Source organism: Mesorhizobium sp. B3-2-1, from assembly GCF_006439515.1.
Lineage (GTDB): Bacteria > Pseudomonadota > Alphaproteobacteria > Rhizobiales > Rhizobiaceae > Mesorhizobium.
The window spans coordinates 1-22,570 of record NZ_VFTI01000030.1; the positions used below are offsets into that span (position 1 = coordinate 1).

Annotated in this window: 22 protein-coding genes; 7 read left to right on the forward strand and 15 right to left on the reverse strand. The window is 62.7% G+C overall.

Translation table 11 applies throughout. The annotated features are described in order from the left end of the window. Positions 1-67: 67 nt before the first annotated feature. The 7 genes from tssG to tssA all read right to left on the reverse strand — a co-directional run bounded on the left by tssG (position 68) and on the right by tssA (position 7,472). The gene (tssG, locus tag FJW08_RS25505) at positions 68-1,135 is read right to left on the reverse strand and encodes a type VI secretion system baseplate subunit TssG (protein WP_140812781.1); all 1,068 of its coding nucleotides are present in this window, start codon (positions 1,133-1,135) and stop codon (positions 68-70) included. Next, the gene (gene tssF / locus FJW08_RS25510; protein WP_140812782.1) at positions 1,099-2,973 is read right to left on the reverse strand and encodes a type VI secretion system baseplate subunit TssF; all 1,875 of its coding nucleotides are present in this window, start codon (positions 2,971-2,973) and stop codon (positions 1,099-1,101) included. Before tssF ends, tssG begins: the two co-directional genes overlap by 37 nt. A 1-nt stretch (position 2,974) precedes the next feature. Then, positions 2,975-3,727, reverse strand: a complete 753-nt coding sequence (gene tssE / locus FJW08_RS25515) for a type VI secretion system baseplate subunit TssE (protein WP_140812783.1) — start codon at positions 3,725-3,727, stop codon at positions 2,975-2,977. After that, positions 3,714-4,163, reverse strand: coding sequence for an Hcp family type VI secretion system effector (locus FJW08_RS25520; protein WP_027047140.1), 450 nt, complete (start codon positions 4,161-4,163; stop codon positions 3,714-3,716). Before FJW08_RS25520 ends, tssE begins: the two co-directional genes overlap by 14 nt. An 82-nt stretch (positions 4,164-4,245) precedes the next feature. Beyond that, positions 4,246-5,751: a type VI secretion system contractile sheath large subunit gene (gene tssC, locus FJW08_RS25525; protein WP_010910844.1), complete on the reverse strand. Its 1,506-nt coding sequence runs from the start codon at positions 5,749-5,751 to the stop codon at positions 4,246-4,248. A 3-nt stretch (positions 5,752-5,754) separates the two neighbouring features. Further along, positions 5,755-6,291 carry a type VI secretion system contractile sheath small subunit gene (gene tssB / locus FJW08_RS25530; RefSeq protein ID WP_140763773.1) on the reverse strand — a complete coding sequence of 179 codons (537 nt, stop codon included), beginning with the start codon at positions 6,289-6,291 and terminating at the stop codon, positions 5,755-5,757. Between the two features lie 5 nt (positions 6,292-6,296). Beyond that, positions 6,297-7,472, reverse strand: a complete 1,176-nt coding sequence (tssA, locus tag FJW08_RS25535; protein WP_140812837.1) for a type VI secretion system protein TssA — start codon at positions 7,470-7,472, stop codon at positions 6,297-6,299. A 332-nt stretch (positions 7,473-7,804) separates the two neighbouring features. Between tssA and tssH the strand changes: the two genes are divergently transcribed. Then, entirely contained in the window at positions 7,805-10,642 is a 2,838-nt protein-coding gene (tssH, locus tag FJW08_RS25540; protein WP_140812784.1) for a type VI secretion system ATPase TssH, read from the forward strand. Positions 10,643-11,135: 493 nt separating this feature from the next. On the opposite strand, the gene FJW08_RS25545 is transcribed toward tssH, so the two are convergent. Beyond that, positions 11,136-12,197, reverse strand: a complete 1,062-nt coding sequence (locus FJW08_RS25545) for a site-specific integrase (protein ID WP_140812785.1) — start codon at positions 12,195-12,197, stop codon at positions 11,136-11,138. 115 nt (positions 12,198-12,312) lie between these two features. Here FJW08_RS25545 and dusA point away from each other — a divergent pair, with 115 nt between their 5' ends. Beyond that, a complete protein-coding gene (gene dusA, locus FJW08_RS25550; RefSeq protein ID WP_140812786.1) occupies positions 12,313-13,311 on the forward strand; it encodes a tRNA dihydrouridine(20/20a) synthase DusA in 999 nt (332 codons plus the stop codon). A 104-nt stretch (positions 13,312-13,415) separates the two neighbouring features. On the opposite strand, the gene FJW08_RS25555 is transcribed toward dusA, so the two are convergent. Together FJW08_RS25555 and FJW08_RS25560 are read right to left on the reverse strand one after the other, a co-directional pair. Then, entirely contained in the window at positions 13,416-14,120 is a 705-nt protein-coding gene (locus FJW08_RS25555; protein ID WP_140812787.1) for a TIGR02281 family clan AA aspartic protease, read from the reverse strand. 9 nt (positions 14,121-14,129) lie between these two features. Next, positions 14,130-14,360, reverse strand: coding sequence for a DUF1289 domain-containing protein (locus tag FJW08_RS25560; RefSeq protein ID WP_140812788.1), 231 nt, complete (start codon positions 14,358-14,360; stop codon positions 14,130-14,132). A 198-nt stretch (positions 14,361-14,558) separates the two neighbouring features. Here FJW08_RS25560 and FJW08_RS25565 point away from each other — a divergent pair, with 198 nt between their 5' ends. Further along, the gene (locus tag FJW08_RS25565; protein WP_140812789.1) at positions 14,559-15,557 is read left to right on the forward strand and encodes a nicotinate-nucleotide--dimethylbenzimidazole phosphoribosyltransferase; all 999 of its coding nucleotides are present in this window, start codon (positions 14,559-14,561) and stop codon (positions 15,555-15,557) included. Between the two features lie 20 nt (positions 15,558-15,577). Here the strand turns inward: FJW08_RS25565 and FJW08_RS25570 are convergent, their stop codons facing one another. Further along, positions 15,578-16,105: a GNAT family N-acetyltransferase gene (locus FJW08_RS25570; RefSeq protein WP_140812790.1), complete on the reverse strand. Its 528-nt coding sequence runs from the start codon at positions 16,103-16,105 to the stop codon at positions 15,578-15,580. Between the two features lie 49 nt (positions 16,106-16,154). Further along, entirely contained in the window at positions 16,155-17,675 is a 1,521-nt protein-coding gene (locus tag FJW08_RS25575) for a HAMP domain-containing sensor histidine kinase (protein WP_140812791.1), read from the reverse strand. Positions 17,676-17,751: 76 nt separating this feature from the next. Between FJW08_RS25575 and FJW08_RS25580 the strand changes: the two genes are divergently transcribed. The 4 genes from FJW08_RS25580 (at position 17,752) to FJW08_RS25595 (ending at position 20,234) form a co-directional block, all read left to right on the forward strand. After that, the gene (locus FJW08_RS25580; protein ID WP_140812792.1) at positions 17,752-18,375 is read left to right on the forward strand and encodes a thermonuclease family protein; all 624 of its coding nucleotides are present in this window, start codon (positions 17,752-17,754) and stop codon (positions 18,373-18,375) included. Positions 18,376-18,408: 33 nt separating this feature from the next. Continuing rightward, positions 18,409-19,020, forward strand: coding sequence for a glutathione S-transferase (locus FJW08_RS25585; protein WP_140812793.1), 612 nt, complete (start codon positions 18,409-18,411; stop codon positions 19,018-19,020). Then, a complete protein-coding gene (locus tag FJW08_RS25590) occupies positions 18,960-19,634 on the forward strand; it encodes a uracil-DNA glycosylase family protein (RefSeq protein ID WP_140812794.1) in 675 nt (224 codons plus the stop codon). The genes FJW08_RS25585 and FJW08_RS25590 overlap by 61 nt, the downstream gene beginning before the upstream one ends. Before the next feature lie 108 nt (positions 19,635-19,742). Beyond that, entirely contained in the window at positions 19,743-20,234 is a 492-nt protein-coding gene (locus FJW08_RS25595) for an Lrp/AsnC family transcriptional regulator (RefSeq protein WP_006205209.1), read from the forward strand. 9 nt (positions 20,235-20,243) lie between these two features. On the opposite strand, the gene FJW08_RS25600 is transcribed toward FJW08_RS25595, so the two are convergent. The 3 genes from FJW08_RS25600 to FJW08_RS25610 all read right to left on the reverse strand — a co-directional run bounded on the left by FJW08_RS25600 (position 20,244) and on the right by FJW08_RS25610 (position 22,491). Beyond that, on the reverse strand, positions 20,244-20,807 hold the full coding sequence (locus FJW08_RS25600; protein ID WP_140812795.1) for a DUF3299 domain-containing protein: 564 nt from the start codon (positions 20,805-20,807) through the stop codon (positions 20,244-20,246). Positions 20,808-20,910: 103 nt separating this feature from the next. Then, positions 20,911-21,615 carry a DNA alkylation repair protein gene (locus tag FJW08_RS25605; RefSeq protein WP_140812796.1) on the reverse strand — a complete coding sequence of 235 codons (705 nt, stop codon included), beginning with the start codon at positions 21,613-21,615 and terminating at the stop codon, positions 20,911-20,913. A 6-nt stretch (positions 21,616-21,621) separates the two neighbouring features. Further along, complete coding sequence (locus FJW08_RS25610; protein ID WP_140812797.1) at positions 21,622-22,491, reverse strand: NAD(P)-dependent oxidoreductase; 870 nt, start codon at positions 22,489-22,491, stop codon at positions 21,622-21,624. Between the last annotated feature and the right edge of the window lie 79 nt (positions 22,492-22,570).

Consider the following 22,570-nt stretch of genomic DNA (forward strand, 5'->3'; position numbering starts at 1 on the left):
CATCCTACGACCCCAACAAACACCCCGCCGCTAGCTTCTTGCTCACAACAGGTTGACACAGGAAGTCTCATGTGGCCGCCTCCGCCATTTGCGGCTGCCAGCCGACGATGGCGTGCAACCTGAGATCGTCAGCGTCACCCCTTTCGGCGGGACGCGCCAGCCAGGCCGTTCGGCCAAGCTGGACAGTCCCGACCCGTGGCGGCGGCACGGCTTTGAGCGCCAGCACGATGCGCAAATCGACGTCGAGCGTCTCGCCGATCATGTCGCGTACCGCCTTCTTGAACAGGCCAAGACGCCGTTCGCCAGGCAGGAACGACCTGAAGTCGTCGAGGCTCAGCGGACCGACGCGCAGTTCGATCCTGCTTTGGCGGCTGAAGACCCGCGGCCCGATCGTCGCGCCGCGTCCGAGCCCGGCATGGGCCTTGCCGAGACGCGTCTGCAGTGCCGTCGGTATGGTGGTCCAAGCGGCAACGAATTCCTTGACCTGCACCGGCACCTTGAAGGCGGTGGCGAGAAACAGCGTCAGCCGCTCCACGCCGTCGACCTGGCTGGCGAGCGATCCAGCCTGTCGCAGTCGCACGGTGTCGAGTTCGGGATCCTGGGTGCCGGGGAGGCCGATCCCCGACATTGCCTCCAGCATGGCGCGAACACGCCCGCCGACGGACCGCTCGACCTGCACCGCCGGATGCGCGTCAGCCCAGGCGCGATAGTAAAGGGCTATCATGCGGTGCTGCAGGATGTTGACGAAATCGACGAAGGTCGTGTCGCTGGTCTGCTCGGCATCGGCCCCGGTGAACCAACGTTGGGACAGCCGGTCGAGCACCCAGCGTGTCAGATGCAATGGCATCGGTCCTTCCGGTCCAAGCAGCCCGAGATTGGCGACGGTCACACGGGCGGGGGCCTTCTCCCCGGCGTCCTGGAGCTTGACGACGTCGCGGGCCGAGAAGCTCAGGCGCACATGCTGGCCAAGTCTCGCCGGCTCGCGGTCGGCCGTTCCGGAATGGCCGAACAATCCACGGCGCTGCTCCAGGCGCCGTAGCAGTTCGAAAAAGTCGAAGCTCTCCAGCAACGGTTCGGCCGCGACTGTTGCGGGCTCCGCTAGATCAGGTAGCGATTGCCGGGCGTCATCGGCCATGGCACGTCCTCCTGCTTCTGCAGCAACCGGGTACGGGTCCGCACAAATCCGTTTATCCCTGCATGGCGGGCGAAGAGCCGCGAAAGCAGGGCCGAAAGCAGCAGCGAACTTTGACCCGCCAGCACGGACTGGTCGACATGCAGTGTCACTTCGGTGCCGCGTCCGAAACACATTGGCCCGTCGATCTGGAGGCGCTCGATCACTGGGCGTGAATCGATGCGCACGATCGAATGCACGTTGCGGGCAAGGCTGGGATCGCCGCGATCGGCATAGAGGTCAAGCAAGGCATGCAGCGGGTCCACGCCACGGCCTTCCTGGGCAAGGCTGAGGAAGTTGAGAGAGAGCTGCGCCACCAGTCGCCAGGCGAGATTGTCGGCGCGGGATTCGCCTGCCGCGCTGGCCGGGAGAGACGCTGGGATGGCCGCCTGCGGCGCCCGCAGCGCTCCAAGCAAGCGCACCGCTTCGACCGGATCGGCCGTCTCCAGCGTAAGCGTCGGCGTGTCGTCCAGGATAGGCAGGTCGCGGTTGGTGCACAGCGCCGTGATGTCGAGACGCTTCAGCGGCCGGTTTGGCACGCTTCCTGCCGGCCGCGAGACGGCGATAAAGACGTCGTCGCCGGTGTAGGAGGTGCGGGTCAGACCCTCGCGTCGCTCGTCTTCGGTGGCTCGGCGCGGGCGTCGCTCGGTCGAATAGACCCAACCGCTGCCGCGGTTCTGTCCCAGGCTGAACAATTCGGGAATTGTCGCCTCGCCGCTCTCCGCATCGGCGTCCTCGACCCGGGTGACCCGGAAGATCTCGAAATCCCGCGCCCGGGTGCGGTCGGCGTGCAGCACCTGACGCGTTTTGCGCTGATCGATCTCGATGACGTTGCATTCGCGTTCGAACAGATTGATGACCGGCGTCACGAACAGCTCGAAATCGGCAACCGTCACATCGGCGAGCTCGGGTACCGGACGCCGGAACAGGAAGATGATCTCGATCCCCGCATCGCACTTGCGGACCACCGGCTGGAGGCCTGCGACCCGTACATAATGGAAGCGCTCCGGGATCATGAAATATTCGCGCAGCAGCCGGTATCCCTCGAAGGTCGGACGGGTGCGCGGCATCAGCGCTTCGTCGTCGCGGATGCCGATCATTTCAGGCCCGGGCAGCGCTGTTAGCGGATTGGTCTTGCCTTCGGCCCTCGCGCCGAGAGCCGAGCAGGCGCCGAAGATTGCATCGAAAAGCAAGGGTGCCCTGGCACGCCCGGCGAAATAGAGGTCGAGACGGTCGAGCGACAGTTCGCTGAGCTCGCCTTTTCCCGTTCGGGCAAGGGTGACGCGAAACGCCGCCTCGCCGCGCGCGTCGCCGATCGGCGCGATTCCGGCGGCGGCGAGCGCGCTGCGATCCTGGAAATAGCTGACCGAGGCGATCGCGATCGGCCACAGCGTGACCTCCTGCGCGGTGGTGAAGGTCGAACGCGTCGAAAGTCCTGGATTGAGGCCGGAGACCAGTCGTGTGCCGCGCGCGACGGCGTGGCCGGCAATCATCGACTGCACCTGCTGGCCGGGTTTCAGCACAGCCATCGCCGTCGCCGGCGCCGGCGCCACCAGATCCGGGTAAAGCACATCGAGCACGGCGCGCGAGAAGCGCGAGCGCTCTGCGTCGACCTTGAGACGGGTACGCGCGGCCAGGAAGGCCACGCCGTCGAGCAGCCGTTCCACATAAGGGTCGGGACATGGGACCGTGTCGAGGGAAAGATTACGGGCAACCGCAGGATGCATGTCGGCGAATTCCGCGGCCAACGCCCGGATATGGGTCAGTTCTTCTTCGTAATACTCCACGAAGACCCGATCCATCTCAGGTCTCCCGGAATTCAGTTCGTGCCAGGCCGTTGTCGAGATTGATCGTGGTGCGCAGCCGCATACGCTCCGGTGTAGGGGCCATGGTCAGCACCGCGTCGATCTCGATCTTGAGGCCGACGCTTTTGTCGCCGAGCGTGACGTTGACGGTCGTGGCGCTCTCTTTCAGGCGTGGCTCGAAGGTGGCAAGCACCGCGCGGATTTCGCGCGCCAGCGCATCGCGGTCGAAATCCCGCGAAGAGCGGCCGGAAAAGGACGGCACACCATAATTGACCACGCTGCGGCGCACCTCCGGAAAGTCGGCGAGCGACGGCAGTTCGTCCAGGGGCTGTTCGTGTTCGCTATCGGAAAGCATCGGTTCGGATTCGAAGCGCTCGGTGTTGAACAGAGCCTCGATGTCGCGCCGCACGGCTTCTCTCAACACGCGTGCCGAAACCACCACGCCGCGGCTCTCGATCTCGGCGCGATGCTCGGTCTGGAAGACCAGCCGGTGTAGGCGCCGTTTCTGCTCGGGCGTGAGTTCGGCGTCGGCATCGATGGCGCGCGCGCTGCCGTTAAGAAGAGCCTCGACGCGCTCGGCGCCGAGTTCTTCATCCAGCAGACGGCGCAGCCCGTCGATCTCCGATGCCAGCCCCGGCAAGTCGTTGACGAGGCGGTCCCAGAGCGAGGGCTGGACCGCCTCGCGCTTTGCCCGCGAACTGCCGGCAAGCTGCGGCTTCGCGCCATGCCGCTTGGCCTCACTTGCCGACATAGACGTCCATTTCGATCTCGTCGTCCTTGTCGTAGACGAACTTGATCTTCTTGTAGGCGAAGCTGACTTCTTCCTCGATAAGATCGGCCTCGTCGGCGGCCTGCCGCATATCGTACTCCATGACCGAGGCGTCGGTAAGCGTCACAACCAGATAGTCGCTGGTCTCCCCGTCAATGGTGCGGCGTGCCGAGAACACCACCTCGTCGAGCGCCTTGTTCTCGAACAGCGCCTTTTTCAGATATGGCGACGACTTGTCGTAGTGCTTGATGAATTTGATCATTCCCATCGACACACGGCCGCGTCGCGAAAGCGAATTCGGGTCGTAGGGCGCTATCATCTTGTAATCGACGCCATGCACTTCGATCTCGTCTTCATGGCCGTCGCGCTTGCTCGGGCCCTTGATGTCCGGAACTTTCAAAAATCCATCGATCTTCATTGAAGGAGCCTCGCTTCTCTCTGTGGTAGGCATTGTCTTTCTCCACCGCTTTCAAACGAAACAGGATGACTTCGCTGCGACTTCAGCCCTTCACTGACGGCAGTTCCGATACCAGCCGGAGGGAGGCGTTGATGCCTTCCAACTGGTAGTGCGGACGCAGATAGAAACGGGCATTGTAGTAACCGGGCCGGCCTTCGACGCTGTCGACCTGAACCTCGGCCGCGGCAAGCGGACGCTTTGCCCGCGCCTTGTCGTCCGCGAAGGCTGGATTGGCCAGCACGTACCGGTTGATCCATTCGGTCAACCAGATCTCCATATCGGTGCGTTCCTTGAACGATCCGATCTTGTCGCGAGCGATCGCCTTAAGGTAATGCGCGAAACGCGACACCGGGAAGAGGTAGGGCAGGTTGGCGCTCAGCCGTTCGTTTGACTGGGCGTCGGGGTCGACGAGGCGCCCGGCGCGCGTCTCGTCATCCTGGAGCGAGTGCGCGCCGATGAAGGCTGCGAGATCGGTGTTCTTGCGGTGCAAGATCGGCATCAGGCCGAGCTTCGCCAGTTCCGCCTCGCGCCGGTCGTCGATGGCGACCTCGGTCGGGCATTTCATTGCGATCGAACCGTCGTCCGTCGGGAAAGCGTGCACCGGCAGGTTGAGCACCGTGCCGCCATTCTCGACGCCGCGGATCTGCGTTCCCCAGCCATAGAGCTTATGGCTGCGGTTGATGTTGACGCCCATCGGGAAGGCGGCGTTCATCCAGACATATTTGTTGTGGTCGCCGCCCACCTCTTCCTCGAAGGTGAAGCCCTTCACCGGAACGGTTTCCGAGCCGTAGGGCAGGCGTGCCAGCACGCGTGGCATGGTGAGCCCGATATAGCGGGCATCCTCGCTCTCCCGCAGCGACTGCCAGGAGGCATAGGCCGGGTTGTTCACGATCATCTGCAGGTCTTGCGGGTTCGGCAGTTCCTGCCAGCTGTCCATGCGGAACAGCCGCGGCGAGGCGGCCGCGATGAATGGCGTGTGCGCCGAGGCACAGACACCCGAGATGTTGCGCAGCAGGCCGACGTCGCGCGGATGGTTGGAGAACTCGTAGGCGCCGATGATGCAGCCGATCGGCTCGCCGCCCAGCATCGAATACTCGTCCGTGTAGACTTTCTTGAAGATCGGGCTCTGGTCCCACATCTGGCCTTCGTAGTCTTCCAGCGTGTCGGCCAACTGCTCCTTGGAGATATTCATCACCCGGATCTTCAGCTTGGTGTCCGTCTCTGTGTTGTTGATGAGGTACCAAAGGCCTCGCCAGGTGCCTTCCATCTCCCGCACTTCCGGGGCATGCAGGATCTCGTTGACCTGCGTCGTCAGCATCTTGTCGATGCCCGCGATCAGCGACTTGATCGACTTGATCGCGTTGGACGAGATGGTCGTCGTTTCGGAACGGGACTGAGCGGCCAGCGCCAGGTTGCGCACCAACTGCTGCAGTTTCTCGCTGTCGTCCTTCTTGACCTTGAAATCCTTTTCAAGAAGGCCGCTGAATTCGCCAAGATCGATGGCTTCGGCCTCGGCGGTAGCGGCTGCGGTCTTTTGCTGTTCGGCCATGACTTACTCCTCGCCCTTGCCGTCGGAAATCGCCTGGCTGGCGATCTTGCTAAGCAGCGGCTCGTTGTTCAGAAGCTGCGCGATGCGCTTTTCGGCGTCGACCCGGCCATCCATGAAGCCCAGCAGTTCCTCGAGTTGGCGCCGCATCTTGAGGATCTCGGCCAGTTGCGGCACCTGCTCGGCGACCTTGTCCGGCGCGAAGTCACCCATCTTCGCGAAGGTGAGATCGATCGCCAGTTCTTCGTCTCGCTCTTGGCCTTCGGCTTGGGGCAACGTGTTCTTCACGCGCGCCTTCACGCGTGGTCCCATCGCTTCCATGAATTTGGGGAAGCGATTGGCGTCGGTTTCGACGAAATTGCGGTCCAGAACCGACTTCGACGCTTCCTTGGTCTGCGAGGCGCCGGAAAGGTCGGCCATGACAGCCATGACGAACGGCAATTCGATCGTCGTGGGGCTGCCGTAGGTTTCGACGTCGTAGGCGATCTGCACGCGCGGGGCGCGGTTTCTTTCGATGACCTTGGCTTTGCTCTCTGCTGGCATGCTTGTTACCTTTCATCCTTCTGGGCCGGCTTCTTGGGGTCGGGGACACCGGCAAGCAGCCGGAACTCCTTCAGCCCCGACGGGGCGAGATCTTCCATCAGTTCCACGAAATCCATGTGCACCATCCTGCGCACGCGCCGGGCGAGATGCGGGATAGGGCTGGACGGTTCGGTGCGGTCGTAGAAGGCAACCACGAGATCGAGGCATTTGACGACCTCGTCGCGCGAGTTGATCCGGTCAGGCAGGCCAGCGCTGGTTTCCACAGGGCTTGCCACACTTGCCATCGTCTCGGCTCCATGACCGTTTTGGGTGGGCGTCGATGCCGGTTGAGCGGGCTGCGGTGCAGGGTTTGCCGCACCGTTGGCCATGGTGCCGATGCTGGAATTCCGCTCCAGCGTCGTCAGCAAGCGCTGCAGGAACTTCTTCAGATCCGGAACGGCCGCGCCGTTGCCGTCGATGCGGGCATTAAGCGCGGTATCCACTGCCTCCAGCGCCGAAATCGCTGCGTGCGCATCAGCCAAAAGTGTCGTGACAGCGTCCGCGGCCTGATCGATCTGTGCCGCGCATCCAGTGCGCACCCGGTTCAGCAACTGGTTGTGGGCGGCCGTCAGCGCCGCCTTTTCGGCGGTCCCCAGGCCGGAGGCAGCTTCCTGGAGCATGACGCGCTCGTCGAGCGCTGCCTGTTCTAGGTCTCGCCCGCTGATCGGCCCGATGGCGCGCGGTGAGAAGAAGACGGTCTGCCTGATGTTCGCCAGCAAGCCTTCCTGGCCGTTCTGGAGGTCGAGCAGCGCATTTATGCGTCGTAGCGCTGCGTCGCGGGGCGTGGCACTCGTCCGCAAAGCCGGATGCATCGTATCCCAATACTGGTCGAAAGTTCTTGCGATTAGGGTTAGCCCCTCGGCGAGGCCGGCGAGTTTCTCTTCATTGGCCAGCGCGCGCGTGACGATGACCAGAAGGCGCAAATCCCGGCCGCGCGACCGCAGTTCTTCCGATTTTTCGAGGACGGCCGCCCAGTCGACTGAGCTGGTTGATTGCGAAGCCTTGTTGCCACCGTCGTGGACGACCTTGAGCTGGGCTTCCGTGAGCCGCTCCAGCTCTTGAAAGGCCGGGTCGTTGCGCAAATCCTCTCCCGACGGGTTCGCACCGTTCAGAGGATTCAGCCAGAGTGCGAGATCAATCACACCTACCCCCAGCAAAGGGCCCTGTGACCCATGTGACGCAACGTTATCATCGGTCCCATGCCACGACAATTGAGCACTTCCTCAAAAACTAACAGAAGCTGAATGCTCCAGTAATCTTTCGACCAGCCCATTGCGCGGTTGGCAGGCCGGGTATGTGAAATGGCTCGCGTGGTTCAGACCGCAATCCGGGTTTGTTGCAGGAGTTTGCAGGGCTTGTGTAACCACGAGGTGCCGCCTGAACCGAGTCGGAAGGCCCTCGTTCGTCACACGGCTTTGTCAAGCAGCCGCTTCTATGGCAGGGTACGGTCAGCAGATCTCGGGGGCAGGTTCAAATGGAACAGCGCCGATCGTCGCAGAGTTTCAAGCGCAAGGAACTCGTTGCGAAGCTCAATCCCACGGGGGTGCGCGCCTTCAAGGCCGCCGCGGACACGGCCAAGCTGCGCGGCAACCCCTATGTCGAGCTCGTCCATTTCGTCCAGCAACTGGTGCTGTCAGAGCGCTCGGATGTGCAGATGATCGTTGCCGATGCCGGGCTGGATGTCAGCCGGTTGACGGCGGATATGACCCGCGCAATCGATAAGCTGCCCTACGGCGCGACCTCGGTGGAGGAATTTTCCGATCACATCTTCCATGCCATACAGGAAGGCTGGAGCTTGGCCACACTGGAATTCGGTGTCGATGAGGTGCGCAGTGCGCACATTCTTCTCGCCTGCCTGAAGATACCGGTGCTGGAAGGGCTGGTTTCGAAAATCAGCGCCGAATTCGACAAGATCGATGCGGATGGGGTCATCGCCCGCTTCGTCGAAGTCACTGAGGGCTCGCTCGAAGCCGGCTCACCTCCTGCCGTAGCTGCGGCCGAAACACCGGTGAAACGCGGCCCGGGCGGGGATTCAGCACTCGCCAAATACGCCACCGACCTAACCCGGCGTGCCCGCGACGGCAAGATCGATCCGGTCATCGGCCGCGATCCTGAAATCCGCCAGATTGTCGACATCCTGATGCGGCGCCGGCAGAACAACCCGATCCTGACCGGCGAGGCGGGCGTCGGCAAGACGGCGGTCGTTGAGGGCTTTGCCTTGCGCATCGCCCAGGGCGACGTGCCGCCGACGCTTCAGAATGTCAGCGTACGCATGCTCGATGTCGGGCTGATGCAGGCGGGCGCCAGCGTCAAGGGCGAGTTCGAAAAGCGGCTGAAGGCCGTCATCGACGAGGTCCAGTCGTCAGAGACGCCGATCATCCTCTTCATCGACGAGGCGCACACGCTGATCGGCGCCGGCGGCGCGGCGGGAACCGGCGATGCGGCCAATCTCCTTAAGCCCGCGCTCGCGCGCGGCGAGCTTCGCACCATCGCCGCCACGACCTGGGCCGAATACAAGCAGCATATCGAGAAGGATCCGGCGCTGACCCGTCGGTTCCAGGTGGTCAAGATCGAAGAGCCTTCCGAAAGGGTGGCCGTGCTGATGTTACGCGGTGTCGCCGGTGTTCTTGAGCAGCACCACAAGGTGCAGATCCTTGACGAGGCGATCGAGGCCTCGGTTTCGCTTTCGCACCGCTACATTCCGGCCAGGCAGCTGCCGGACAAGGCGGTCAGCCTCCTCGACACCGCCTGCGCCCGCGTTGCCGTCTCGCAGCATGCTACGCCGGCGGAGGTCGAGGACATTCTGCGCCGCCGCCAGGCGCTCGAGGTCGAGGAAGGCATCATCGGCCGCGAGGCAGCGATCGGCATCGAAGTGGCCGACAGACAGGCTCGCGTGGAGGCCGGGTTGGCGGAAACCGAGACCACGCTTGCGGCAGCGCAAGCGCGCTGGGATCGGGAAAAGGCGCTTGTCGCCGAGATACTCGACCTGCGCGCCAAACTCCGAGGCGAGGGCGTGCCACTCGACACGGTGGAGGGCGGGGAAGACGCTCCGGGTGAGGCCGTCGATGCGCCCGCTGCCACGGCGCATGAAGGCAAGGCACCTGAGGCCAAAACTCCGCAACCCGAGACGGCCGAACCCAAGGGCTCGAAGACCAAGTCCACGAAAACAAAGGCGGCAAAGATGGAGGCCGCTGCCGCACACGAGCCTGTTGCCGCGCCGGATTCCACTGCTGATCTGGCACGACTACGCGAATTGATGGCGGAACTTGCCGAGGCTCAGGGCGAGACCCCGCTGATCCTGCCGTCGGTCGATCGCAATGCCGTGGCTGCCGTCGTCCAGGACTGGACCGGCATCCCGACGGGACGGATGCTGTCCAGCCAGACCGAGAAGGCGCTCAAGCTCGCGGCCACTTTGTCTGAGCGCGTTGTCGGTCAGGACCATGCGATGGAGATGATTGCGAGACGTGTGCAGACCAGCCGCGCCGGCCTCGGCGCACCGGAGAAACCGGTCGGCGTGTTCCTGCTTTGCGGCCCCTCCGGCGTCGGCAAGACCGAGACAGCCCTGGCGCTTGCCGAAACGCTCTATGGTGGCGAGCAGAACCTGATTTCGATCAACATGTCCGAATTCCAGGAGGCTCACACGGTCTCGACGCTGAAGGGCGCGCCGCCCGGTTATGTCGGCTATGGCAAGGGCGGCATCCTGACCGAGGCCGTGCGGCGCAAGCCTTATTCGGTAATCCTGCTCGACGAGGTCGAGAAGGCGCATCCGGACGTGCACGAGATCTTCTTCCAGGTCTTCGACAAGGGCATGATGGACGACAGCGAAGGCCGCCGGATCGACTTCAAGAATACGCTGATCCTGCTCACCTCGAATGTCGGCTCCCAGGTTATCATGGACCGCACGAAGAACGGCACCTTGCGCACCGGCATGGACGATCTAGACACCGCCTTGCGCGGTCCGCTGCTGAAAGTGTTTCCGGCCGCTTTCCTCGGCCGCGTGGTGACAATCCCTTACTATCCGCTCTCGGACGTGATGGTAGAGGCGATCACCAGACACCAGTTCGACAAGATAGCGCGGCGCCTCAAAGCAACAAACGATGCCGAGTTGGTGATCGGCGACGGTGTCATGGACATGGTCAAGGCGCGCTGCACCGAGATCGAATCCGGCGGACGCATGATCGACGCGATCCTCACCAACACGCTGCTGCCCGAGCTCAGCCGCGGCGTGCTCAATCGCTCGCTGGAGGGCAAGAAGATGACAAAAGTCACCGTCGGTGCCTCGTCGGAGGGATTTACCTACTCTTTCGAATAGTAGCCGTCACGCATTCGCGCGCCCACAAAGCGCGTTACGATGGCTGGACGCGGAATGGCTGCTTCCCTGCACCGTACCCCGCGGCGTGACCGAGTTCACAATCGAGGAACCATTTGTGTCGCGGCCTTGTGAGAGTGGACTTGCCGCATTCCCTGGGTTGTGAACTCCGAGCCGCGATGGCTCGCCGGTGCCATGCAAGCGCGCCAGGGCCTGGAGAGAGCATGACCTTGACGGGCGAGAGAACCTGCGGCACGCGAAAGGAACAACGGTGGCCGTGGCTAAGGAGGACCAGGAGCGCATCAACTGGATGGGACTGTGATCGCCAGAATGCCTGTGTGTGCATAGGCCTTGCGCAAAAAAGCCCGGGCGCGGGAAATCAGTTGGAAGGGATGGCGCGACTAAAGGGATTCGAAGTCCTGTCCCCAGATTTGTAGTCTGGTTCTAAGTTTTGGCTCACCACTGAAATCGATCGAACACGGTGGCGATCATCGCGCTAGGCAGCACGATTCGCCAGCACTGCGTGCAGAGCCTCGGGCTTATGGTGCGTGTACCGTTTTAGCATTTTCCAGTCCTTGTGCCCCGTTACCAGAGCTACCTGTTCAATTGTGAATCCGGCCTCGAAAAGACGGCTCGTGCCTTCGTGACGCAAGTCATGAAAATGAAGGTCGTGGATGTTCAGCTCTGCGCACCCTCGACGGAAGGCAGTGCCTACTGACTTATGATTAAATGGGAAAATTCGATCATCGTCATTGCTGCGCCTTCCCCGCTGCTCCTCGACAATGGCCCATGCATCGTATCCAGATGCCGCAAACAGCGGTATGCGCTGATTGTTGCCATTTTTGTTTCGCGGATCTTTACGGTCACGGATGAGGAGCATGCGCGAGCGAGATTCCAAGTCGGACCAACGCACCTTGCAGATTTCCTCCTGGCGCATCGCGGTTGCAACGGCGAAACGTATTATCTGGCTAACCGGTGTTATTTGACGAGCGTTCGCATCGAAGTGACCGATGAGCCTGTCGAGTTCATCCTGCGTCGGCCGCCTGTCGCGCTGCTGGCCTTTCCCAACGAGGCCAAGCCTCTTCAGGGCGATACGCGCCAGATCAACCGGCTCGACCTTGACAGGTAAACCGTGAACAGCGGCTGCATGAGACAGGATAAGTTTCACAAAGCCGATGTCGATGCCGAGAGTCATCGGTCCGGCACCCTGGGCGGCCCGGTCGCGACCAAAACGAATGAGCCGTTCGCGATCGAGAGCCGCGATGTTGCACTTCCCCAGATGTCTTTGGAGCATATCGAGGGCAGCGGCCTTGGAGCGGCGAGGGGACTTGCCTACATCGCACATGTCGTCGATATGAAGGTCGATGAGTTCGCCGAAGGTCTTCAGGCGTGCTGTACGGGACTTGGTCGGCGTCTCGCCGCGGTCGACTTGGCGCTCGGTGTCGGTCGCCCAGCGCCGGGCGTCGTCTCGGCGCAGGAAGGTTTCGCTGACGTAGCGACCTTTGCGACGAACCTGCACGCGCCAGGAACCGGATGAGAGTTTTGTGTAGGTGGCCATTTTTTCGTGTGCGCTCCGTGTGCACTGAGAGATCGAAACGTGGCGAAAAGGGTCGTATTCTGGCGTAAATTCGGGTTGGCTCGTCAGGAGCCAAGAATTTGATGTTAAAGAAAAAATGGCGAAATATCAAGAGCATAGACTGGCTTTGGCCCCGATGATGGACTGGACGGACCGGCATTGCCGGTTCTTCCATCGCCGGCTGACGGCACATGCCCTACTTTACACCGAAATGGTGGTTGCCGACGCGGTCATCCATGGCGCGCGCGAGCGGCTGCTTGGCTTCGATGAGGTGGAACACCCCGTCGCCCTGCAACTTGGCGGCTCGGATCCCGAAAAACTTGCCGAAGCGGCGCGAATTGGCCAGGCTTTCGGTTATGACGAGATCAATCTCAATGTCGGCTGCCCGTCCGACCGCGTCCAGTCCGGCACGTTCGGCGCCTGCCTGATGAAAGTGCCCGACCTTGTCGCCGATTGCGTCGCCGCGATGAAAGCAGCGGTGACGGTGCCGGTCACGGTCAAATGCCGGATCGGGGTCGACGAACAGGATCCGGAGCCGGCGCTCGATGCGCTGGCGAATGGGGTTTTCGATGCCGGCGCCGATGCCTTGTGGGTGCATGCACGCAAGGCATGGCTGGAAGGTCTGAGCCCCAAGGAAAACCGCGACATCCCGCCGCTCGACTATAACAGGGTCTATCGGCTGAAGGCTGGAAAACCGAACAAATTCATCGGCATCAATGGCGGTATTCAGTCGCTTGAAGAGGCGCGGGCGCATCTCGATCAGATCGACGGCGCCATGCTCGGCCGTGCCGCCTATCACACACCCGGCATTCTGGCTGGTGTTGACGCCGCCTTCTACGGAGCGCGGCCGGAAGCGTTCGATTTCGCGGCGCTGATCGATGCGATGGCAGACTACGCGGGGCGCCACATCGAACAGGGCGGGCGGCTCGGCCATGTCACCCGTCATATGGTCGGGCTGTTTCACGGACTGTCCGGCGCGCGCCGCTACCGCCAGATACTATCCACCGACGCGACCCGGCCCGGAGCCGGGCCTGACGTGCTGAAGAAGGCTTTCGCGGCTGTCGAACTCGGTGGAGCGGCCGCCGAAGCGGCCTGACCTTACAACATGTCGCGGCGAATAGGATTCGCCTGCCTGCTGTAAGCTTCTGATTTTATGCATGTCGTTATCCCGGAACCGAGGACACTTCCGGGCGACATGCATTAGTCCCTGAGGATCATACGGTCGCCGCGCACGTCGAAGCCCGACAGCGAACCGATGAAGTTCATGCCGAGCAGGCTTTGGCTCAGCATGCCGGGAGCGGCGATCATCACCGGCATATCCTTGCGCACGATGCCGCCGATCGCCACCTCGTCGGTCTTGACCGCAGCGGCGCGCGCGATGCCGTTGGCTGTCGAAACCGGTATGGTGTAGTTGAGCGCCGCCGGATTGAAGCCGGCGGCTTGCGCGTCTTCCGAAGTCAGGACCGTGCTGGTCGCGCCGGTGTCGACAACGGCCCGCACCGGATTGCCATTGACCAGGATGCGCGCCTCGAAGTGACCGTTGTCGGCCTTGTCGAGGGTCACGGTGGCGTGGCCGTCTTCGACGCCGAGCGCCAGCGGGCTGCCGGGAACGAGCCCCGCGGTCACCCGGCTGGCGACGTCCTGCAGTTCGTAGCGATATTGATAGCCGGCGATCAGCGCGAGCACGATGGCAGCCCAGGTGCCGAGGTTGCGGGCCACCACTCCTAGCGGAGCCGACCGCAGCAAGCCGGCGCCGATAAGGGCACCGAAAGCCCCAAGCCAGATCAACCGGCCAAAATCGTAATTCTCGACGCCGAGCGTGCTGCCGGCGGAATCGTTGAGCATGAGAAGCGCTGCCCCCACACCGATCACCGCCATCACAGTCCAGAATAGCCGGCTGCTCATCCGTCCTCGCTAGGGTGCGTCGCGTTCACGCGCCATGCGGGTGCGGCGCGTTTCCCGGCGCGGCCGGCGCTCGACGGTTTCCAGCCGGGCCGGCAGTTCGGCCATCACGCTGCGGCGTATGTCCGGCGTCATCCCCATCCAGGCGCCGATCTCCTCGCGCGTGCGGCCGCAACCGAAACAGAATCCGGTTTTCATATCGATCGAACAGACCAGGATGCAGGGAGTTTCGATGGCCGTCATGACTTTCTCTCGAGGGACCCGGTCCGGAATCCGCTCTTCCACCTCCACATGGTGCAACGGCAAAGCCAATGCAAGCCCTCGCGATAGCGCCTTCCGTGGCCGCCTTTGCGGCAAATCAGGACAGACGATCGAGGAGGTTGTGCCGATCGCGCAAGGCAGCTATGCCGCTCCTCTGATCCAGGAACGATTGTTCGCAACATGACAAACGCACTGCCTTTCGACGATTTCCGCAACCTGCTGGACAATTTGCCGGCAGCCGACCTCAAAGCCGAGGCACGCGTGCGCACGCTGTTCGCCAAAGCCGACAAGCCGGAGAATTCGCTTGGTCGCGTCGAGGACATCGCCGCGTGGCTCGCGGGATGGAGCGGTCGCGCTCCGCCTGCCGTGACCAGGCCCTTGATGGCTGTCTTTGCCGGCAACCATGGCGTTGTCAGGCATGGCATTTCGCCGAGGCCCGTGGCGGCGACCGCCAACGCGGTCGAGCTTTGCGCCGCCGGCGGTGCGGCGATCAACCAGATCTGCATTGCCAACGACCTCGGTCTGAAGGTGTTCGATCTTGCCCTGCACATCCCGACCGGCGACATCACCGAGGAAGCCGCGCTCGATGAGCGCGGTTGCGCCGCCACCATGGCCTTCGGCATGGAGGCGATAGCCGGCGGCACCGACCTGCTTTGCCTCGGCGATCTCGGCGTCGGCAACTCCACCGTGGCCGCCGCGCTGTTCGCCGCGCTGTTCGGGGGCAGGGGTGCCGACTGGGTTGGCCCGGGATCCGGCGCCGATGCGGCGATGCAGGTCCGCAAGGCGGAAATGGTCGATGCGGCGCTGGCGCTTCACGGCCACCATCTCGAAGACCCGCTAGAGGTGCTGCGCCGGGTCGGCGGCCGCGAGTTCGCGGCGATAGCCGGTGCAATCCTTGCCGCGCGGATGCAGCAGATACCGGTACTGCTCGATGGCTTCGCGGCAACGGCGGCCGCGGCGGTGCTGCATGCGGCGAATTCCGCAGTGTTGGACCATTGTCTTCTCGCCAGCCTGTCGCCCGAGCCCGCGCATGCAAGGGCCGCCGAGCACCTCGGGTTGCGTCCGCTGCTCGACCTGGGCATCGGCCACGGCGAAGGTGCGGGAGCAGCCCTGGCAGCCGGACTGGTCAAGGCCGCGGCATTGACCAGTTCAGGCATGGCGGCGTCTGTGCGGGGCTAGAATCTCCCGGTCCTCGCGCGTCAACGCCGGATATTGGGAATGCGGTAGACGACCGAGGTATATTTCGAATTCGAGCGTGTCTCGACTATCGATCCACCAAGGCCTTCCGCGATCCTTCTGCTCGCCACGTTTTCTTCTGCGACTGGATACTCGAAGCAATCCGGATTGAATTCCTCGGACGCCCATGCCGCCATGGCGGCAACGGCCTTGCGGCCGATGCCGTTTCCATGTACGTCCTCCCTTAGCCAAATTCCGATCTCGGGACAGGCAGTCCTGGCCGCATGAAGGCCGACAAGCCCGAGACAGCGACCATCCGCCAACGAACGCACGACGAAATGCAAATCCGATCCGTCAAGGATCGGGGCCAGCAAGGATCGCCATACCTCGGCAAAAGCCGTTGGTGATCGAGGTGGTTCCCACTGCATGAAACGGGTGACCGCGGGAGTGATGGCGGCAAAGACTTCCCCGGCATCGTCGGCCGTAAACAGCTTCAGGCGAAGCCGTTCCGATTTGATTTCGACGCCGCTGGCATCCCACTCCGCCGTCATTGCGGTCCGCGTTCCTTTCCAGTCCGTGTCGACATAGGTCTCTAAGGCGCTACCGCCGCCGCGCGGCCACAGCCGCGGTCGGCAGCGCCGGCAGTTCTTCCATCACCCTGCTCAGCGGGAAGATGGCGATCGCCTCGGTGCCCTCGCGCAGCTTGGAATGAAGCTCGAACTCACCGCTATGCATGGCGAGCAGTCCTTGCACGATCGGCAGGCCAAGCCCGGTGCCTTGCTCGGCGCTCTTGATGGCGATCGAACCCTGGCCGAAGGCTGAAAGCACGACCGGAATCTCGTCCTCGGGAATGCCGGGGCCGTTGTCCTTGATCGAAATGTACTGGCCGCCGCCCGCCGTCCAGCCGACCCGGACGCGGATTTCGCCGCCGGTGGCGGTGAACTTGATGGCGTTGGACAGAAGGTTGAGCGCGATCTGGCGCACGGCGCGCTCGTCGGCGAACAGCCGCGGCAATGTCTGTTCGAAATCCTGAACGACGCGGATATCCTTGTTGCGTGCTTTCAGTTCCATCATGTGGCAGCAATCCTCGACGATGTTGAGCAACATCACCGGCTCCTCGTTGAGCTGGTATCGGCCTGCCTCGATGCGCGACAGGTCGAGGATTTCGTTGATCAGGTCGAGCAGGTGCTGGCCGGAATCATGCACGTCATGGGCGTAGTCGCGATAGGTGGGATTGCTCATCGGCCCCAGCACCTCGTTCGCCATCACCTCGGAAAAGCCGAGAATGGCGTTGAGCGGCGTGCGCAATTCATGGCTCATCGAAGCGAGGAAACGCGATTTTGCCAGGTTGGCGTCCTCGGCCCGCCGCCGGGCTTCGTCCGACATCGATTTCGCCGTCTCGAGCTCCACCACCAACGCGTCCCGTTCGGAGCGGAACGACAGCATCATCACCGACGAACGGTTGAGGTTGCGCGCCACATAGGCAAAGAAAGGCAGGGAAACGACCAGCAGCCCCGCCATGACCGCCTCGACCGGCATCCGCAAGCTCACCCCCGTGTAGGCAAAGAGCGCCACGGGGATAGCAAAAGTGGCCAGCAGGGCGCCGCTCAGCGACGATGCCATGACTGCGGTCGCCGCCATGGCGACCAGGAGGACCACGGCTTTGACCACCTGGAACTGGTCGACCTGACATGTGTCGCAGCCCAGCCAGACGAACCAGGCCCAACCGAGACCGCATAGAAAATGGCCTACCAGGAATTCCCTTCGCGTTTGCAAGGGGTTGAGCTCGGAAGCTTCCGTACGCTCGATGCGCCGCGCCATGAAAGCGACTGTTGTATAGCAGGTGAGCGTAAACAACGCCCAGAGCCCGATCTCGTTGCCGACACCGGCCAGACGGCCGGCCGCGGCGATCGCCAGGACGAGCAGCGGGATGATCACGGCGCCGCGTGTCATGGCCTGGGCGTGGAGCTTCAGCAGCTCGCGGTCGAAATCGGGATTGCCGGCCTGCTGCGAAAGACGGTCGCGCGTCTTGCGCACCGCGCGCGCGACATCGCTGTTGCGATGCCGTTTCCTGCGGTCCACAATGAACTTGTCCGCTGTATTCGAGCGTTGCAAGGGCATCAAAAGCTTCAATTTATGCGCGCAGCGATTTCAAGGTGTTAAGCTACGTTCGAATGATTAACCAACCGTTTGCCATATGAGCCGTTCCTGGTCGCCAAGGTCGCGCCCGCGGTACGCTGCACCACGCCCGAGAAGCCTGTGGCGCAAGCTGCTGGACTACGGGCTGGCCATTATCATCCTGGGGTTGCTGATCCTGCTTGCGGCGCGTCTCGATCGGGTGGAGACACGCAAGACGCAAGGTAGCGCCATCATCAATGACGGCGATTCGATCACGCTCGGCACCGAGCGCATCCGCATGCGCGGCATCGACGCTCCGGAATACACCCAGACCTGCCGGAAGAACGGTGCCGATTATGCCTGTGGCACGCTGGCGCGGCAGTCACTGGTGCGGCTGATCGCCGGCAGGCCGGTCACCTGCAGCGGCTGGCAGCGCGATCGCTATGGCCGGTTGCTTGGCGACTGCAAGGCCGGCGGCACCGACCTCAACCGCGCCCAGGTCGAGGCCGGCTGGGCCGTCGCCTATGGCGACTTCGAAGGCGAGGAAGTGACCGCGCGCGCGGCAAGGGTTGGCATCTGGGCGGGTACGTTCGACCAGCCGCAGGACTGGCGCGACAGCCACCATGGCGATGTCGTGGAGCGAAAACATGGTACGCTGGCGTCGATCGGCGACGCGGCGCGCGAGATATTTCGCTTCTGGTGAAGCGTTTCCGGCCGAAGGAAAAGGAGGATCGAAATGAAGCTGTTCGACGGCGGTCGTGCGCCCAATCCGCGGCGGGTTCGCGTTTTCCTCGCAGAGAAGGGGATCACGGTTCCGTTGGTGCCCGTCGACATGGGCGCGCTGGAACACAAGCAGCAGTCGGTCAGTTCGCGCAACCCGCTGCAGCGCCTGCCGGTTCTAGAACTCGATGATGGCACCATCCTCACCGAATCCGTCGCCATCTGCCGCTATTTCGAGGAGCTTTATCCCGAGCCGGCATTGTTCGGGCGCGGCGCGCTTGGCAAGGCGCAGGTCGAGATGTGGCAGAGGCGGATGGAGTTTAACCTGCTCAACAGCGTCGCGCAGGCTTTCCGTCACATCCATCCGGCCATGAAAGAATGGGAAATCCCGCAGATTCCCGAATGGGGCGAGGCCAACAAGCCGAAGGCGCTGGATTTTCTCAAGCTGCTGGACGCCGAATTGGGCAGCCGCGAATTCGCCGCCGGCGACAGCTATTCGATTGCCGATATCACCGGCATGATCGCGATCGACTTCATGAAGCCGGCACGCATCAAGGTGCCGGAGGAATGCACCAATGTGCTGCGTTGGCATCACGCCGTCTCCAGCCGGCCGAGTGCCGCCGCTTGAGCGTCGAACTGGACAGGTTCGCCGAGACGGTCCGCGCTTGCCGCATCTGCGTCGACAATCCCATCGGCAAGCCGCTGCCCCACGAGCCGCGTCCGGTGCTGCGACCATCCTCCAGCGCCCGCATCCTGATCGCCAGCCAGGCCCCGGGAACCAAGGTGCACCTGTCGGGCATGCCCTTCACGGATGCGTCCGGCGACCGCCTGCGCAACTGGCTCGGTGTGACCAGCGACGAATTCTACGACATCGAGAAATTCGCCATCGTGCCGATGGGCTTCTGCTTTCCCGGACAAGACGCCAAAGGCAGCGACCTGCCGCCGAGGCGTGAGTGCGCCCCGGCCTGGCGCGCGCCCTTGATGGCGTCGATGCCGCAGATCGACCTGGTGCTGACGATCGGCATCTATGCGCAGACCTGGCACATGGGCGCGGCGCGCCGCGCCTCGCTCACGGAAACGGTGATGAACTGGTGCGCCATCTGGGAGAATTCTGTCGGCCCCAAAGTGCTGCCACTGCCACATCCATCCTGGCGCAACACTGGCTGGTTGAAGCAGAATCCATGGTTTGAAACGGATTTGCTGCCTTTCCTGCGGTCGGAAATCCGCTCTCGCCTCGGTTAGGCATTCAGCAAGAAATCACTCGCTTTCGACGCGGATCGCAGAATTTCTTTCTTGTGAACGGCCCAAATAAAAGGGAATATAGCGAAACTATTCCACCAGGAGCCTCCGATGGACCGCCTTGACCGAAAAATTCTCCGCCTTCTGCAGGAGGACGCGACGCTCGCGGTCGCCGACGTTGCCAAGAAAGTCGGCCTGTCGACCACACCGTGCTGGCGGCGCATCCAGAAGCTGGAGGAGGAGGGCGTCATCAAGCGGCGCGTCGCCATTCTCGACCACGAAAAGGTCAATGTGCGTGTGACCGTCTTCGTGTCGATCCGCACCAATTCGCACAGCCATGAATGGCTGCGCCGGTTCTCCGAGGTCATCCAGGAATTTCCCGAGGTGGTCGAATTCTACCGCATGAGCGGCGACGTCGATTACCTCTTGCGCGTCGTGGTGCCCGACATCGCCGCCTACGACGCCTTCTACAAACGGCTGATCGCCAAGATCGAGATCCGTGACGTGTCGTCGTCCTTCGCCATGGAGCAGATCAAGTACACGACCGAAATCCCGCTCGACTACATGGTGCTGGACAAGGAGTCGGGCGCGAACGCCGCCTGATCCCGCCACTCAATTTTTCTTCTTGTTGAGGAAACTCCAGGGCGAGTTCACCGGCAATATGACGGAGTCCGGAACCGTGTCGACGCCCACGACATCGGCCTTGCGCACGGTATAACCGGACTGGATGACGCTGGCGCCGTCGAGAATGAACAGCTGGCTTTTCTCCATGTCCGGCTTCAGGGCACCGGTAATGGCGACCGGCTGGTAGGCTTCCGACATCTTGTAGGGATGGGCAGGCGTGACCAGCACGATCTGGTTGGGAGGCGGCGTCGGCATGTGGCTGCAAGCACCCGTCCACGGCACCAGCAGGAACTGATAGACGAGGTCGCCGTCGCGGTCGACCGGCAATGCATAGCCGGCTAATTGTATCGTTTTGTCCTGCAGGGCAACCGATAGCGTCTCGCCATGATCCGGCAGTTTCGCCGCGATCATCGGCAGACCGGCGTCTTCGGCAACTGCCTGGGTTGCTGGACGCAGGTCCTTCCAGAAAATGTGCGTGGTCTCGGCCGAAGCACCTGCGGTGGAGAGAGCAAGCGCGGCCGCGAGCGCCAGGATCGAAGTGAAATGGTTCATGGCCGCGTCCTTTGCGGACAAGTAGAGACGCCGCTGTCGGTGGCGTCAATGCTCGAGCCACATCACATGTCGGCGAGAACCGGCCGCAGCACCCCTCGCCCTGTCAGATTTTTCTGGCGACGAGGCGTTCGTGCGTTTTGGCATGCGAAAGTTCTTTCACCGCATCCTTGCCGAGCCAGCGTGCCGTCTTGTCGGTGGAGTTGGCAAGTCTGTTCGCCAGCGCAAGGGCAGGGCCATGCAAACTCATCGACCGTTTGCCGATCTGCCGCAGCGCCCAGTTGACCGCTTTCCTGACGAAATTGCGTTCATCGCGGGAATGAGATTCGATCAAGGGCAGATCGCCCTGGAAAGTCGTGTCCGGTTCCTTTTTTAAATGCACGGCTGCCCATGCCAGCATGGCGAAGGCAGTGCGGCGGACGAATTCGCGCTGGTCGGCGGCAAACTCTTCGACCAGCTGGCGCCAGAACGGCGTGTCCACGAACAGGTCGGAGACCGTGTCGACGATCTCCCAGGAATCGAAATCGCCAGCCCAGCGGCGGCACTCTTCGATGCCGATCTTTTTCGGCTCGCCGGTGAAGGCCGCCATCAGCCGCGCCTCGCGAATGCCGCTGTCCCAAAGCGCCAGGGCTCGCTCATGGTTGCGCTTCACCTTGCGTGCCAAGGGTCGTAAATCCGCATTGCCGATGCCGAGCGCGGTCGCGGTGTTGATGCCGAACCGCGCCATGCCGGTGCGGTTTTCCATGGTTCCAATCGAACGCAGATGGGCGACGATATCCTGCGCGGTCCAATTCGGAGCGGGCAGGGACATCGGCGCCTACTTCTCCAGCCGGGCCAGCAACGAGGACGTGTCCCAGCGTTTACCGCCCATCGCCTGCACGTCCTTGTAGAACTGGTCGACAAGCGCGGTCACGGGCAATCTGGCGCCATTGCGGTCGGCTTCCGCCAGGCAGATGCCGAGATCCTTGCGCATCCAGTCGACGGCGAAACCGAAATCATATTTTCCGGCGTTCATGGTCTTGTGCCGGTTTTCCATCTGCCAGGAGCCGGCGGCACCCTTGGAAATCACCTCGATCACCTTTTCGATGTCGAGCCCGGCCTTCTTGCCGAAATGGATGCCTTCCGACAGTCCCTGCACCAGTCCGGCGATGCAGATCTGGTTGATCATCTTGGTGAGCTGACCGGCGCCAGCCGACCCCATCAGTCCGACCATGCGGGCATAGGCGTCGATGACCGGCCTGGCCCTGTCGAACGCAGCCTCATCGCCGCCGACCATGACGGTCAGCACGCCGTTCTCGGCGCCGGCCTGGCCACCGGAGACCGGTGCGTCGAGAAATGAGAACCCGCCCGACTGCGCGGCTTGCGCCAGCTCGCGCGCGACTTCTGCCGAAGCCGTGGTGTTGTCGATAAAAACCGAGCCTTTCTTCATCGCCTTGAAGGCGCCTTCCGACCCTGTGGTTACCGAGCGCAGATCATCGTCATTGCCGACACAGGAAAAGACGAAATCCTTGCCCTTGGCGGCCTGGGCCGGCGTCGGGGCAAAGTTGCCGCCATGTTGAGCGACCCATTGTTCGGCTTTGGCGCTTGTGCGGTTGTAGACGGTGACGTCGTGGCCGCCCTTGTTCTTCAGGTGTCCGGCCATGGGATAGCCCATGACGCCAAGACCGAGAAATGCCACCGATGCCATGCCTTGTCCTTCCGACGGAAATAGAGATTTCAGCTGCGGAAGCTCTAGGCCATGCGACGAATTCGTCAAGGCGCGCACC

Excerpts from the sequence above, each read along its gene's own strand:
- FJW08_RS25545 (WP_140812785.1), bottom strand. The coding sequence starts at position 12,197 with ATGGCCACCTACACAAAACTCTCATCCGGTTCCTGGCGCGTGCAGGTT.
- dusA (WP_140812786.1), top strand. The coding sequence starts at position 12,313 with ATGGCGAAATATCAAGAGCATAGACTGGCTTTGGCCCCGATGATGGAC.
- FJW08_RS25600 (WP_140812795.1), bottom strand. The coding sequence starts at position 20,807 with ATGAACCATTTCACTTCGATCCTGGCGCTCGCGGCCGCGCTTGCTCTC.
- tssE (WP_140812783.1), bottom strand. The coding sequence starts at position 3,727 with ATGTCGGCAAGTGAGGCCAAGCGGCATGGCGCGAAGCCGCAGCTTGCC.
- FJW08_RS25575 (WP_140812791.1), bottom strand. The coding sequence starts at position 17,675 with ATGCCCTTGCAACGCTCGAATACAGCGGACAAGTTCATTGTGGACCGC.
- tssF (WP_140812782.1), bottom strand. The coding sequence starts at position 2,973 with ATGGATCGGGTCTTCGTGGAGTATTACGAAGAAGAACTGACCCATATC.
- FJW08_RS25595 (WP_006205209.1), top strand. The coding sequence starts at position 19,743 with ATGGACCGCCTTGACCGAAAAATTCTCCGCCTTCTGCAGGAGGACGCG.
- FJW08_RS25555 (WP_140812787.1), bottom strand. The coding sequence starts at position 14,120 with ATGAGCAGCCGGCTATTCTGGACTGTGATGGCGGTGATCGGTGTGGGG.
- tssH (WP_140812784.1), top strand. The coding sequence starts at position 7,805 with ATGGAACAGCGCCGATCGTCGCAGAGTTTCAAGCGCAAGGAACTCGTT.
- FJW08_RS25570 (WP_140812790.1), bottom strand. The coding sequence starts at position 16,105 with ATGACGGCGGAGTGGGATGCCAGCGGCGTCGAAATCAAATCGGAACGG.
- tssB (WP_140763773.1), bottom strand. The coding sequence starts at position 6,291 with ATGCCAGCAGAGAGCAAAGCCAAGGTCATCGAAAGAAACCGCGCCCCG.
- FJW08_RS25520 (WP_027047140.1), bottom strand. The coding sequence starts at position 4,163 with ATGAAGATCGATGGATTTTTGAAAGTTCCGGACATCAAGGGCCCGAGC.
- tssG (WP_140812781.1), bottom strand. The coding sequence starts at position 1,135 with ATGGCCGATGACGCCCGGCAATCGCTACCTGATCTAGCGGAGCCCGCA.
- FJW08_RS25590 (WP_140812794.1), top strand. The coding sequence starts at position 18,960 with ATGCACCAATGTGCTGCGTTGGCATCACGCCGTCTCCAGCCGGCCGAG.
- FJW08_RS25605 (WP_140812796.1), bottom strand. The coding sequence starts at position 21,615 with ATGTCCCTGCCCGCTCCGAATTGGACCGCGCAGGATATCGTCGCCCAT.
- tssC (WP_010910844.1), bottom strand. The coding sequence starts at position 5,751 with ATGGCCGAACAGCAAAAGACCGCAGCCGCTACCGCCGAGGCCGAAGCC.
- FJW08_RS25560 (WP_140812788.1), bottom strand. The coding sequence starts at position 14,360 with ATGACGGCCATCGAAACTCCCTGCATCCTGGTCTGTTCGATCGATATG.
- FJW08_RS25565 (WP_140812789.1), top strand. The coding sequence starts at position 14,559 with ATGACAAACGCACTGCCTTTCGACGATTTCCGCAACCTGCTGGACAAT.
- FJW08_RS25585 (WP_140812793.1), top strand. The coding sequence starts at position 18,409 with ATGAAGCTGTTCGACGGCGGTCGTGCGCCCAATCCGCGGCGGGTTCGC.
- FJW08_RS25580 (WP_140812792.1), top strand. The coding sequence starts at position 17,752 with ATGAGCCGTTCCTGGTCGCCAAGGTCGCGCCCGCGGTACGCTGCACCA.
- FJW08_RS25610 (WP_140812797.1), bottom strand. The coding sequence starts at position 22,491 with ATGGCATCGGTGGCATTTCTCGGTCTTGGCGTCATGGGCTATCCCATG.